This window comes from Mesorhizobium sp. WSM3859, from assembly GCF_002295065.1.
In the GTDB taxonomy this organism is placed as follows: Bacteria; Pseudomonadota; Alphaproteobacteria; order Rhizobiales; family Rhizobiaceae; genus Mesorhizobium.
In genome coordinates this window covers 206,421-219,158 of record NZ_NSGG01000005.1, presented here as the reverse complement: position 1 = coordinate 219,158, position 12,738 = coordinate 206,421, and the positions used below count along the sequence as shown (strand labels likewise).

The following is a 12,738-nucleotide window of genomic DNA, read 5'->3' as shown; positions in this document are numbered from 1 at the left end:
TAGACTGCCACCCCTGCGGCGGCTAGGCAACATCATAGTTTTCAGAATGCGGATTTTTTGAGGGCCGGCGGCTTCCGGGACGATACGGGATCACTCGTTTGCGGCGCTGCTTGCCGCCATCAGGAAGCGCATCGGCGGCACTTGCTGTCTTGCCGCAATGCCGGTGCGGCGGAACAGCGCGTCGAGCTTGTCGTTGGCGACGCCGCGAACGATCGGGATCAGATTCGACTGGCTGGCGAAGGCGTAAGCCGCGGCCGACGCCAGGCCGCGCTCAGCCTTCACGTCGAGGAAGTTCCGCAGCCGATACTTGTCACGGACATGACGCTCGTGGCGCCGCAACGCTGCTTTCGAGCGTTCGGGAAGGTTGTCGATCTGAAGCAACGCCAGATCGGCATCTGCAAGGCGCTTCAGATCCTGAGTCCTGTGGCGGCCGCTCAGCGAATCGGCGCGCACGATCGCGCCATAGCCGCAGGACTTGATGATCTTGAACCGCGCCCCGCTGGCGACAGCGCGCGCATAGAGCTCATAGTCTTCGCCAAGACGCAGGTTTTCATCGTAAGTCAGCCCATGCCGTTCGAGGAAAGCCCGGCTGATCACCGGCTTGAGGAAGCCGAGCTCGCCGCGCAGGACGCGGCGGCGCGAGATGTTGCCGTCGATGAAGCGCTCGAAATCGAGAAATTCCGGATCGGCGGCGAAAGGCGGCGCGGCGACCCTGGCGAGGTCGGCCGCAGCATCGTCGCGGATCAGCATGATGTTGTCGGCGGCGAAATCCCAGTCGGCGGCGGCGAAAAGCCGGCGAAAGCGGCCTTCGAGGAAGAAATCGTCGGCGTCGAGGATGCTGATGAAGGGCGATCTGGAGGCCTGGATGGCGACGTTGCGCGCGGAGGAAGGACCGCGATTGACGTCGAGGCGGATGACGGCAAGCCGGCCGCTGCCGTCGTCGGCGGCCAAGGCCACATCGCGGGTGTTGTCGGTGGAAGCGTCGTCGACCACGACGACTTCGGCGACTTCCGCCTCGCGCAGCGCCGAGGCGATGGCGACGGGAATCGTCCGCGCCGCATTGCGTGCGGCAATGATGACGCAAACCTTCGGGCTCGTCGCAGGCGTCGTCATGGGCATGGGTTCACCTTTCGCTTGTATGAGTGGCTGTCCCGCCCGCGATCTTGATCGTGTCGCCCGGCACCGGCGCGACAGCGGCCGGCCGCTCGAAGATGCGCCGGCTGAGGTCGGCGGAGGCAGCCCAGCCGGCCTCCGCCAGGTAACGGACGGGCTCGTGGCCGCACAGTTCCCACAGCACATGGCGGCGCTGCGGCCAGCGGAGCGACGCGAGCCAGGGCGCGATCACCATGTGGAAGAGGTCGGCGTTGCCGATACGCGCCAGGATGCGGGCGGCGCGATCCGACAGCAGCGTGCCGCTGGCGCCAAGCAGCACGTCGGCGGCGCGCAGCCCCAGAAGCAGCGTGTCCGCAAGGCCCTGCTCGGCGGCATGATCGAGCACTGTCTGCTGCTCGGCCTCGCTCAGCCGGCTGGCGCTGGCCCGGACGTCACAAACATAGCCGGCGCAAGGCTCGCGGTTAAAAAAGGCCTTGGCGACGCTGATCGACGACAAAAGCAAGGTGTCGGCTGCCGAGATGATCGGCATGGCCGCGCCGGCCACCTCGACTTCGCGCTTGCGGCGCAGGAAGCCGTCTATGTCACGCGGGCTCGGCGAACCCGGCTGCTGCAGCCGATGATGGAGGTCGACCGTCGAGGCTCTCGTGCCGTCCTCGCGGACCATGTGCTGCTCGCCGAGGAAGCGCACCCACCAGACCGAGCGCGACTTGCCGGCAACCTCGTAGCCGATGGTCCGCAGCGCCGCGCGCGCCTCGGCGAAGCTCGCTGGGGAAACCAGTATGTCGACATCGCCGGAAGGCTTCATGAAGTGGTCGCCATAGAGCCTGTGCTGCTGGAGCGGTCCCTTGAGGAAGACGAAATCGATCCGCCGGTCGCGAAGCACGCGATCGATGGCCAGCGAATCGCCGATGCAGGCAGCGTTCATCGACATGGTGCGCCGCCGGTAGCCGTCGAGCCAGCCAGGCAAACCGAAAGGCACCCCGCCTGCGGGAGCACGCGCGAGCGCCTTGAGCATGAATACGCCGACCTTGTTCAGTCTTGCGATGTCGGCGACATGAGCCGCCGAGACTGTCAGCGCGGGCATATCGGCCTGGCCGTCGGCGGGGTCGACACCGGGTGCGAAAAACAGCCTCAGACAGGCCTGCACATAGGCGACTTCATCGGCACAGCCGGCGGCACGCAGCCTTTCATACGAGCCATCCTGCATTGCCATGCCGATGTTGCTCTCCGCAAAAAAGCCGCCCAAGCGATCTATACCGCACTTGCGAAGAAAAACACCGGGAAAATTGACGCGACCGTCCAAGTGAAGGCCAAGGCCGTTTCAACTCCACAACCTAAGCGTTTAGAATCACACACACTTGATCACTTTTGAAGACAAGGTTACGGGACCGTGCCGCGAGCCCTAAAGTGGCGACTTTTGCGGCAGTTTTTCCAAGGCCGTGCGACGGACTTATCGCTCCAAAAAATGTTGTAAATAAATCAGTGGCTTAGCTGATCGGTGAGGGCGCATGGTTGAAATTCCGGGCGGTTGAGGATTACGATGACGATGCTTATGACGTGACTACCAAGGAAGGCAAGCGCAACCAAGAATTGATTAATGCTTGGTGAATTACGCTTGACTCATGAATGTTGCCATGCAGCATTCGCATTGCAGCATAGCGATATGCTGGCGGCATTCTGCGGCCGCTTCCAGTCCTTAATTGGAGAGTAAAATGGAACAGAATGTTGAAAAGCATGAGTACGAAACACCCAGCTTGACGGTTCATGGTTCGATTGAAACCATCACGCAGGGCGGTGCTGGCACGACGGCGCTGGATGCGAGCTTTCCCGCGCATACGCCGGTCGGCGAGCTGACTTTCTCATAAGCCTACAGGCATCCGGGCGTCTAAGTTGGGGCTCCGGATACCCACCAACAGGTGAACCGGGGGGCTTTTGTCCCCCGGCTTCCCGCCGAGGATCGCAGGCAACCGATCCCTGGCCAAGGTCCAACGGGCGCGGCGGGCCAGCAACGAGGTTTTAGCATGCACTGGAACCCTTCGGACCATGACCGCGTGGTCGCGACCGGCGAGGCGGTGGCTTGTGAATTCGGCGCCGGGTTGGCGCTGCTCCACCTCAAATCCAATGTCTATTACAGCCTGAACAGCGTCGGCGCCTTCATCTGGGAGCAGATCCAGGAGCCGCGATCGGTGCTCGATATCCGCGGCGCCGTGCTTGCGCGCTACAATGTCGATGCCGAGCGCTGCAAAGCCGATGTCGAGGGCTTGCTGAAGGGGCTGACCGAAGCAGGGCTTGCGAGGCTCCACAGTGAGGAACTGGTCTAGGCTCCGCTCGCTGAGCGGCCGGGAGATGCTGTTTCTGGCACGCTGCCTGGCGGTGGTGAGCGTGGTGCGGCTTGCGCTGGCGCTTTCCTCCTACAACCGCGTCCGCGGCCTGGTCACGCGGCTTGATGCAAGGCGCGACGCCGGCATCGCCGACCTGCGGCGCGTCGCATGGGGCGTTGCCGCCGCCGCGCGGCTGGTGCCGGGCGCCAGCTGCCTCACCCAGGCACTGGCCGGGCAGTATCTGCTCGCACGCCAGGGCAATGCCTCGAAGATCAGCATCGGCATCGAAAAGGGGACGGGCAGCGAGCTCAGGGCGCATGCCTGGCTGATGAGCGGCAACCACATCGTGCTTGGCGGCTCGATCAGCGGATTTACCCACCTTGTCGACCATGGGCCATGACCGATGAGCGGCGTGGCCGGCATCATGCATATCGACAACGGCAGGCCCGCCGCAGCTGGCGATATCCAGCAGATGCTTTCGCGCATGCGCCATCGTGCCCGCGACGGCAGCTCATGGCGGACGGAGGGCAGCGTGGCGCTCGGCCACGCCTGGCTCGCCACGACCGGCGAGGACGGGCCGGGTCCGTTGGCGATGGCCGGCGGCAAGCTCGCCATCACCGCCGATTGCCGGCTCGACAACCGCGATGAGCTTGTGGCGCGGCTGGGCCTGCGCGACCGGTCAATTGCCGACGCGATGCTCATCATGCGCGCCTACCTGAAATGGGGCGAGGCCTGCCCGACCTACCTGCAAGGCGACTTCGCCTTCGCGATATGGGACCGCGAGCGTCAGGCGCTGTTTTGCGCGCGCGATCATTTCGGCGTCAAACCCTTCTACTATCATTCGACCGGAAGGCGCTTTGCTTTCGCCTCGGAGATCGGGCCGATCCTGGCGCTGGACGGCGTCGGCAGGCGCCTCAGCGAGCACCAGATTTCCGGTTTTCTCGCCGGCCTGCCGGATGATCCGCAGGCCACGCTCTACGCCGAAATCTTCCGCTTGCCAGCGAGACACAGCATGATGGTGGCGGGCCACGGGATCGCGCTGCGACGTTACTGGCAGATCGAACCGTCACAGCGAGCGCCGCGCGCTGACGCGGCCGAAGAATTCAGGCATCTCTTCGCGCAATCGGTGGAGAACCGGATGCGTGGCACGCCGGCTGTCGGCGCCATGCTGAGCGGCGGCCTCGATTCATCCTCGATCACCTGCCTTGCAAGCCTCAGGGCAGCGGCGACACGCAACCCGAAGCTCAAGACCTTCTCGCTGGTGTTCGACAAGGGCTCGTCCATGGACGAGAAGCCGTTCATCGATGCGGTGCTCGACGGCAATCCGCTCGACGCCACGCTGATTGCCGTCGGCAATTACGCGCCCTTCGGCGAATTCGAGCGCATCCTTGAGGAGCAGGAAGGCACGTTCCTGGCGCCCGGCCTGTCCTTGACGCGCGACCTTTACCGGACGGCGGGCGCAAGGGGCGTCAAGGTGCTTCTCGACGGACATGGCGGCGACGAGGTCGTCTCGCAGGGCCACGGACACCTTCACGAGCTCGCCAATGCCGGCAGGTGGCTGGAGCTTTGGCGCGAGTTGCGCAGCGCGGCCAACACCTATGGCGAGGGCATGCTTCCCCTCTATTTCAAATTCCTGACCATCTATGGGCCGGCCTGGCGGATCGCCAGGATGAGGGCGGCGGCCAAACGCCTTGTCCGCAAGGTGCGGCGCGGGCCGGCGCAGGCGCCACGCGCCGCCTGGGCGGGTCTGGTCAATCCGGATCTTGCCGGGCGCACCGATCTTGCCGAACGCTTTCATCGCAGCGGCTACATGCCCGCCGCCGTCAGCGCCAGCGAAGCGCTGACGCATCGCTGGCTTCTGTCGACAGGGCTGGTGCCGCACGCTTTCGAAGTGCTCGACAAGGCAGCCGCCAATTTCGGCGTCGAGCCGCGCTATCCGTTCTGGGACAAGCCGCTCGTCGAATTCTGCCTGGCGCTGCCCGGCGAGGAAAAGCTCAAGGACGGTTTTGGCCGCCATGTGCTGCGCCGGGCCATGCAAGGCATTCTGCCGCCGGCGGTGCAATGGCGGCGCGACAAGATCGATTTCACCGCCAACCTGGTCAATGGCATGCTCGGCAACCACCGCGAGCTTCTGGATAGGCTGCTGATATCGGACAGCGAGCGGATCGCGCCCTATGTCAACCTGCCTGCAGTGGCCGCGGTCTATGACCGGATGCTGCGCCAGCCCGAGCAGGCGACTCTGCCGGACGTCCAGCATGTCTGGCGCGCGGTTTCGCTGTCGCTGTGGCTACGGCAAGTTCAGGGAAGCCCCGCATGAACCTTCCGATCGCTTCCCTTGCGCGGCCCGAGCCGCAAACGGCGATGGCGCGCAAGCGTGTCCGCCGTTTCTACAAGGCCTACGGGCTGGTGATCGGCTCCGAAGTGACCTTGCCGGAGCTGGAGCCGATGGCCCCGGCGACACCGGATCTGGAGATCGCGGTCGGGCCGGTCGATTTTCCCGGCCGGGCATCCCAGGACGCCACCGCCTTCCGTTTCGAGCCAACGCGCCAATATCTTTCCTGGCAGGCGGTCGGCACGTTCATGATCAGCGACGCCAACCGCATCGCCGTCGATCCGGCGCCAGGGGTCGACGATCCGCTGCTCGCCTTTCCGCTGCTCGGGCCGGTGATGGCGCTCGCGCTGCATCAGCGCGGGCTGCTCGTCCTGCATGCCAGCGCCATTGAAGTCGACGGCAAAAGCGTGATCTTCATGGGCGACAAGGGCGCCGGCAAATCGACGACGGCCGGGGCGATGATCCGCGCCGGCCATCGACTACTCACCGACGATGTCGTGGCGCTGGATTTGTCCGACCCGGACCGGCCGATCATCCTGCCCGGGTTCCCGCAGCTCAAACTTGCAGCGGACGCGGCCGGCGCCATTCGCCTCGAACGGGCGGAGGTGCGCCCGCAGGTGCATCCGCAGATCGACAAGGCGCAGCATCGGCTGCGTGACGGATTTGCGGCCGAAGCGGCGCCGGTATCGCGCCTCTATGTGCTCGAGCGGGGCGTGCGGGCGGCGACCTCAGCACTGTCCGGCGCGGCCGCGCTGCCGGCGATCATCAAATTCTCCTATATCACGCGGTTTGGCCGGCAGGCGTTGCCGGAAGGTTTCGCCGCCCTGCACCTGCGCCAGTGCGCGCAGATCGCCGGGCGGATCGGCGTCAGCCGGTTGGAAGTGCCGGCCGGACTCGACCGGATCGACGAAGCGGTCGCCGCGATCGAAACCGACCTGGCGTCCGGGACAAGGTGAGCCGGGACATGGGCTGGTCCTCGAAGCTTCGCCTGTCGCTTTTCCGGGATGGCGCCAGTTTCGGCGCCATGGTGGCGCATGTCGGCGGGCGGCGCACGGCGACGGCGCTTGTCTTCCTAATCCTGGGCAGCCTGACGGAAGGCGTCTCGATCCTGCTGCTCGTGCCGCTGCTGCGCCTGATCGGCAAGGCCGACCAGGACTACGCAGTGCGGGTGCCGGAAGCCCTGCATTGGCTGGTGCCCGGCGGAACGCTGTCGCTGGCGACGGTGCTCTCAATGCTTGTCGCGCTGGTGGCGCTGCAGGCGATCTTCAACCGCTTCAAGTCGGTCTATATGGCGCGGCTGCTCTACGATTTCGTCAACCGCGTGCGCATGAACCTGTTCGAAAGCATCGGCCGGGCGCGCTGGGGCGTTTTCACCCGCATCCGCAGCTCCGATCTCGACCACGCGCTGAACGGCGACGTCGACCGGGTGCAGGTGGCTGCCTTCTCGCTGCTGATGCTCACCCAGGCCACACTGCTTCTCACCGGTTATCTCGTGGTCTCACTGTTCATCTCGCCGGTGATGACGTCCTTCGCCATCCTCATCGGCCTGGTTCTGCTGGTTGCGCTGCAGCCGTTCCGGGCGCGCGCCAGCGCCTATGGCCGCACGCTGACCGGCAATCGCCAGGACCAGTATCGCACGGTCTCCGAATTTCTCGGCGGCATCAAGGTTGCCAAGAGCCTCAACGTCGAGGCGAGCTACTTTGCCGAGCTCGGCGCGACGCTGGACAGGATGAAGGCCGACAACATCGCCTTCGTCCGCAACTCTTCGCTCGGCACCGCCCTGTTCCAGATGGCGAGCGTGATCGGGCTCAGCCTCTTCATCTATATCGCGCTGGTCCGCTTCCACCTGTCGCTTGCCGAGATCGTCGTGCTGCTCCTGGTGTTCATGCGGGTCGCGCCGCGCTTCATGGACATGCAGCTTCAAACCCAGCAGGTGCTGATCAACCTGCCGGCCTACGCTTCGATGCAAGCCCTTCAGGCCCGCTTCGACGCCGAGCGCGAGCCGACCCAAAGCATGGCCGAACGAGGCGCGAGACTGTCGCTCGAGACCGGCCTCAACATCCGCGAGGTATCGTTCGCCTATGGCGAGGGTGACGCAAGACCGGTGGTCAGCGATATCACCTTCGACCTGCCTGCCGGCAAGGTGACGGCGCTGATCGGCCCTTCCGGCTCCGGCAAGAGCACGATCGCCGACATGCTGCTCGGGCTGCTCGAACCCACTAGCGGCCGGATCCTCGCCGACGGCGTGGAAATCACCGCGCAGAATCGCAGGGCGTGGCGCGATCAGGTCGCCTATGTGCCGCAGGATGTTTTCCTGCTGCACGACACGATCGCCGCCAATCTTCGTCTTGCCGCGCCTGAGGCCAGCGACCAGGAGCTATGGGCTGCGCTGCGCAGCGCCCATGCGGCCGATTTCGTGGAACGGCTGGCATCGCGGCTCGATACGGTGGTGGGCGACCGCGGTGTCCGGCTTTCCGGCGGCGAGCGGCAGCGCATCGCTTTGGCGCGGGCGCTGCTGCGCAAGCCGTCGCTGCTCATCCTCGACGAGGCGACGAGCGCGCTCGACTGGCAGAACCAGTCGCTGATCGCACAATCAATTGAGGCTTTGCGCGGCCGGATGACGATTTTGACCATCGCGCACCGGCCGTCGATGATCGCCTTTGCCGACTGGGTCGTGGCTATCGAGAACGGGCGCATCGTCGAGGTCGGGCAATATCAGCGGCTCAAGGCAAAAGCCGGCAGCCGGCTTGCCAGGATGCTGTCGGGCGAGCAGGCCGAGCGCGAAGCCTCGCCATCGGCCGAGCCGGAACTGGTCCCAGCCCCAATCGAGCGATCAGTGGAGGCTGCGTCTGGCGCTTAGCTCTTCGCCGTCGGCGACCTTGCTCAGGATTGCCCCGCGGTCGGCTTCGCGGATCTTGTCGGCCGAAGTCGGCGTTGCCTTGCCGACCATGGCAAAGACCAGAAGGAAATAACCCGCCTGGATAATGACGGCACAGATGACGGCGCGAAGGACGATGGTACCCAGCGATTCGCCGTCGACATAAGACCAGCCGATGATGATCGCCAGCGCGAACATCATGCCTATGGTGAATTTTGGCAGAGACATGTTCGCCGGCCTCTCAACCGAGACGAGCATGCAGAAGCTGCGATTTACCCACCCGCGTAACTCCCCGTTGCGCCAAAGAGCTCTTTCTGGCTGCCCAATCGGCCGGTTGCTTCCGGCCTTCCTTACCCATGCAGACTATGACAGGAACAATTTGCTACTCTATTAAGGCGGGCTGACCGGAGCAAGGCCCGGCAGGTATGGTTTCCAATGTTTTTACGAGATCGACTCTTGCATGGTGCGCCGCACACTGCCGCGTCACCAGCTATTCAGCAAGCCGACTGCGGCCCCAGTAAAATCCACGACTTTGATTAGTATTTTATCCGAATAACTTACCAATGCGAGTGCTACCAGCGGCATGCAACCGCGTTTCTTCTGCAGCAAAGAATGCACTGTCCAAAAATGGCCCAAAAGGTAGACTACATTTTCCCGGTTTTCCCTCACCTTGTCACAAACACGCCACAAAGGCGAAAATTTGGGCAAGCCGGGTTTAATATTTAGTCAATTCATGACGTGAACATTTCAGCGCGATGGGAAATTGTGTGTTGCGCTGCAGCATTTTTTTGATATCTTGCCGTAAACCATCCGTTCAACGTATGGAGCTTCTGCATGAGGGATGTCGCCAAGTCGGCTAATGCGGGTTTTGCGCAGGTCGGCGTTGATTTTCCACCCCCCATCGGCGGTCTGCTCAAACGCAGCTTCGATATCGTCGGTTCCCTATCCGGGCTGGTTCTCCTCAGCCCGCTTTTCCTGATGGTCGCCTTGCTGGTCAAGCTTTCGGACAACGGTCCGATCTTCTATGGCCACAAGCGAATCGGCCGTGGCGGCAGGATTTTCTCCTGCCTCAAATTCCGCACCATGGTGCCGGACGGCGAGCGCGTGCTTGCCGCCTATCTGGCGGCCAATCCGGATGCCAACGCCGAATGGATCGCGACGCGCAAGCTGAAGAACGATCCGCGCGTTACCCGCGTCGGCGCGGTGCTACGCAAGCTCAGCCTCGACGAGCTGCCGCAGATCCTCAACATCCTCCAGGGTGACATGAGCCTTGTCGGCCCGCGCCCGGTCGTACGCGACGAGCTTGAAATCTATGGCAGCGCGGCCGTCTATTACCTCAAGTCACGTCCAGGTCTCACCGGGCTGTGGCAGGTGAGCGGCCGCAACGACGTATCCTATGACACGCGGGTGGCTTTCGATCGCCACTATGTCGAGAACTGGTCGTTGTTCGAGGACATTCGCATCATTTTCAGGACAGTTCCCGCGGTGTGGATGTCGCGCGGCAGCTATTGACGACGGGCCTGCCCCGCAGCAACCGGGGCAGGCATCCGGCAGTGATCTCATCGGGCGGATGGGGCCAAAGCGGATCGGAAACGTTCATTTGACAAAAGACCTCTTCGGACTGTCTTTCGCCTGCAGTCTCATGCCAAGGACATCAGCCCGCTTAGCGGGCGTTTTGCTTGCAGCCTCGCTCGCCATGCCGCAACTGGCTGTCGCCGGCGACTATCAGCTCGGCCCGCAGGATAAGCTCAACATCCGCGTCGCCGAATGGCAGACCGTCGACGGCACGTTCCGAGACTGGTCGGCCATCAATGGCGAATATTCGGTCGGCCCGGGCGGGACGCTCTCGGTGCCGTTCGTCGGCGACATGCAGGCCGCCGGCAAGACGACGGCGGAGATCGCTTCGGCGATCGGGCTTGCGCTGCAGCGTAAGCTAGCGCTGCCCGACAAGCCGGAAGCCTCGGTCGAGATGGCGCAGTTCCGGCCATTCTACATTTCAGGCGAAGTCCAGAATCCCGGCCAGTTTCCCTTCGTGCCCGATCTGACGGTGCTCAAGGCAGTCAGCATCGCCGGCGGCATAAGGCGCAGTGCCGACTATGGTCCTCAGATCGAAAAGGATCTGATCACCGCCAAGGGCAGCTATGACATCTATGACGACCAGCGCTTGCGGCTGGTTGTCAAGCGAGCCCGCATCGACGCCGACCTGGCTGGGAAAACGACCTTCGAGGTGCCTCAGGAAATCCAGGGCGATTCGAGATTGCCGACCATTGTCGCGGACGAAACGGCGATCCTGGTTTCCGACCAGAAGTCGCTGAAGCTGAAGCTCGATGCGCTCGACCAGTTGAAGGGTGTTCTGCAGTCGGAAATCGAATCGCTGCAAAAGAAGATCGCCAACCAGCAGAAGCAGGTCGACCTGGCGGAGCAGCAGGCAAACAGCATCGGTCCGCTGGCGCAGAAAGGCCTGATTGCCAATGCGCGATTGCTTTCCTCGCAGCAGACGGTCACCGACCTGCAAGGCAAGATCCTGGACTATGAGACGGCCATCCTCACCGCCAAGCAGTCGATCAGCAAGGCAGAGCAGGACGCCATCGATGCCCGTAACACACTGAGTTCGAGCCTCACTGCCGATCGGCAGCAAACGGAGGCGAACCTGAACGAGGCAGCCTTGAGGGTCGGCATGCAGAAGGGTTTGATCGCCCAGGCGTCGGATCCGACAACGACTGCCGCCCTCACCGGCAGTCAAGAACCGCCCCTGCTCTACTCGCTGGTGCGGGTTGCCGACGGCAAGACGAGCGAGATCGAAGCCAAGGAAGACACGCCTGTGCTGCCGGGCGACGTGATCAAGGTGAAGCTCGCGCCGACGGAGAGCCAGTAGCGTCGCCGGCCCGGGCTCGCCCCGCTGCGAATCGAGGAACGAAGGCGGGGGAACACGTCAGGCTCGTTCGCGCACAGCGCGAGCGGGCGATCTGTTTTGGACCGCTTGAAGGCATAACATGCAGCCCGCAGCCCCGCGTCATGTGTATCTGAACCTCGACGCCATCCGCGGCGTGGCGGCGATCAGCGTCATGCTCTATCACTTCTCGCCGTTCCTGGCCGACGGCAAGGTGCTGCCGTCGAGCTATCTCGCGGTCGACCTTTTCTTCCTGCTGAGCGGCTTCGTCATCGCGCATGCCTATGACCGCAAGATCGAGAACGGCATGGGCTTCGGCTCGTTCGTGGCGACCCGCCTGATCCGGCTTTATCCGCTTTATCTCGCCGGCACGCTGCTCGGCTTCTTCTACCTGCTGGTCAAGAACAGGCTGATGCCGGCCGAGTACATGCAACTATCCGAAATCGGCCTGCAACTGACGACAGGCATGCTCTTCATTCCGCTGGTGAGCGACGCCTATCACACGATCTTCCCGCTCAACCCCGCGTCGTGGTCGCTGTTCTTCGAGCTGATCGTCAACATCGCCTATGTCGCGCTGTTCGTCCTTTTGTCGCGGCGCGTGCTGACGGGAATCGTCGTCGTCAGCTTCGTCTTGCTGGTTGTCGCCTCGGTTTTCGCCGGCACGCTGGATTTCGGCATGACCGGCAAGACCATCGTCAGCGGGCTGCCGCGTGTCACCTTCTCGTTCTTCCTCGGCGTGCTGCTTTGCCGCTCCATGGCGCGCTGGCAAGGCAGTCTCGGCTTCCTGCGGCGCGGCCTGTGGGTTGAGGGCGCGATCCTGCTCACGCTTGCCGTCTTCGCCATCGCACCGGCCGGCGGCGCGCGCGTCGTCTACGATCTTGCCGCAATCGCCATCGTCTTTCCGATCATGGTGGCGACCGGCGCTGTGGCGCCGACCGCGCCGCTTCTGTCAGGCTTCTATGGCTGGCTCGGGCGGATTTCCTACCCGATCTACATCATCCACTCGCCAATGCTGATGATCATCGCCGGGGCCGGCAAGGCCTTCTCGATCGATCCTTTCGCGCATCATCCCTGGTTCGGTATCGTCATGGCTGTCTCGGTCGTGGTCATCGCGGACATCGCCACGCGCGTTTATGACGAGCCGGTGCGGCGCTTCCTGCAACGGCAGATGCAGCGCGCGCGAGCCGTGGCTTAGCGCGGCTCA

At 63.6% G+C, this 12,738-nt stretch carries 12 protein-coding genes; 9 read left to right on the top strand and 3 right to left on the bottom strand.

The window, feature by feature from the left end; translation table 11 throughout:
* Window positions 1-90: 90 nt before the first annotated feature.
* Together CK230_RS13600 and CK230_RS13595 are read right to left on the bottom strand one after the other, a co-directional pair.
* Complete coding sequence (locus CK230_RS13600; protein ID WP_095817673.1) at window positions 91-1,113, bottom strand: glycosyltransferase family 2 protein; 1,023 nt, start codon at window positions 1,111-1,113, stop codon at window positions 91-93.
* 10 nt (window positions 1,114-1,123) lie between these two features.
* Window positions 1,124-2,326, bottom strand: coding sequence for a nucleotidyltransferase family protein (locus CK230_RS13595; RefSeq protein ID WP_095817876.1), 1,203 nt, complete (start codon window positions 2,324-2,326; stop codon window positions 1,124-1,126).
* Between the two features lie 499 nt (window positions 2,327-2,825).
* On the opposite strand from CK230_RS13595, the gene CK230_RS13590 reads away from it, so the two are divergent.
* The 6 genes from CK230_RS13590 (at window position 2,826) to CK230_RS13565 (ending at window position 8,626) form a co-directional block, all read left to right on the top strand.
* Window positions 2,826-2,978 (top strand): lasso RiPP family leader peptide-containing protein, encoded by a 153-nt coding sequence (locus CK230_RS13590; RefSeq protein ID WP_095769314.1) that lies wholly within the window; start codon window positions 2,826-2,828, stop codon window positions 2,976-2,978.
* 156 nt (window positions 2,979-3,134) lie between these two features.
* The gene (locus CK230_RS13585) at window positions 3,135-3,434 is read left to right on the top strand and encodes a PqqD family protein (protein WP_095817672.1); all 300 of its coding nucleotides are present in this window, start codon (window positions 3,135-3,137) and stop codon (window positions 3,432-3,434) included.
* A gap of 25 nt (window positions 3,435-3,459) precedes the next feature.
* Window positions 3,460-3,834 (top strand): lasso peptide biosynthesis B2 protein, encoded by a 375-nt coding sequence (locus CK230_RS13580; protein ID WP_095817671.1) that lies wholly within the window; start codon window positions 3,460-3,462, stop codon window positions 3,832-3,834.
* Window positions 3,835-3,837: 3 nt separating this feature from the next.
* Window positions 3,838-5,751, top strand: coding sequence for a lasso peptide isopeptide bond-forming cyclase (locus CK230_RS13575; RefSeq protein WP_095817670.1), 1,914 nt, complete (start codon window positions 3,838-3,840; stop codon window positions 5,749-5,751).
* Window positions 5,748-6,722, top strand: a complete 975-nt coding sequence (locus CK230_RS13570) for a serine kinase (protein ID WP_141246024.1) — start codon at window positions 5,748-5,750, stop codon at window positions 6,720-6,722. The genes CK230_RS13575 and CK230_RS13570 overlap by 4 nt, the downstream gene beginning before the upstream one ends.
* Before the next feature lie 8 nt (window positions 6,723-6,730).
* A complete protein-coding gene (locus CK230_RS13565) occupies window positions 6,731-8,626 on the top strand; it encodes an ABC transporter ATP-binding protein (RefSeq protein ID WP_095817669.1) in 1,896 nt (631 codons plus the stop codon).
* On the opposite strand, the gene CK230_RS13560 is transcribed toward CK230_RS13565, so the two are convergent.
* The gene (locus CK230_RS13560) at window positions 8,600-8,872 is read right to left on the bottom strand and encodes an exopolysaccharide production repressor exox (RefSeq protein WP_095817875.1); all 273 of its coding nucleotides are present in this window, start codon (window positions 8,870-8,872) and stop codon (window positions 8,600-8,602) included. The two genes, CK230_RS13565 and CK230_RS13560, sit on opposite strands and share 27 nt — an antisense overlap.
* Window positions 8,873-9,478: 606 nt before the next feature.
* On the opposite strand from CK230_RS13560, the gene CK230_RS13555 reads away from it, so the two are divergent.
* The 3 genes from CK230_RS13555 (at window position 9,479) to CK230_RS13545 (ending at window position 12,729) form a co-directional block, all read left to right on the top strand.
* Entirely contained in the window at window positions 9,479-10,156 is a 678-nt protein-coding gene (locus CK230_RS13555; RefSeq protein ID WP_095817668.1) for a sugar transferase, read from the top strand.
* Window positions 10,157-10,286: 130 nt separating this feature from the next.
* Complete coding sequence (locus tag CK230_RS13550) at window positions 10,287-11,519, top strand: polysaccharide biosynthesis/export family protein (RefSeq protein WP_095817667.1); 1,233 nt, start codon at window positions 10,287-10,289, stop codon at window positions 11,517-11,519.
* 118 nt (window positions 11,520-11,637) lie between these two features.
* Window positions 11,638-12,729 carry an acyltransferase gene (locus CK230_RS13545; protein ID WP_095817666.1) on the top strand — a complete coding sequence of 364 codons (1,092 nt, stop codon included), beginning with the start codon at window positions 11,638-11,640 and terminating at the stop codon, window positions 12,727-12,729.
* The last annotated feature ends 9 nt before the right edge of the window (window positions 12,730-12,738 follow it).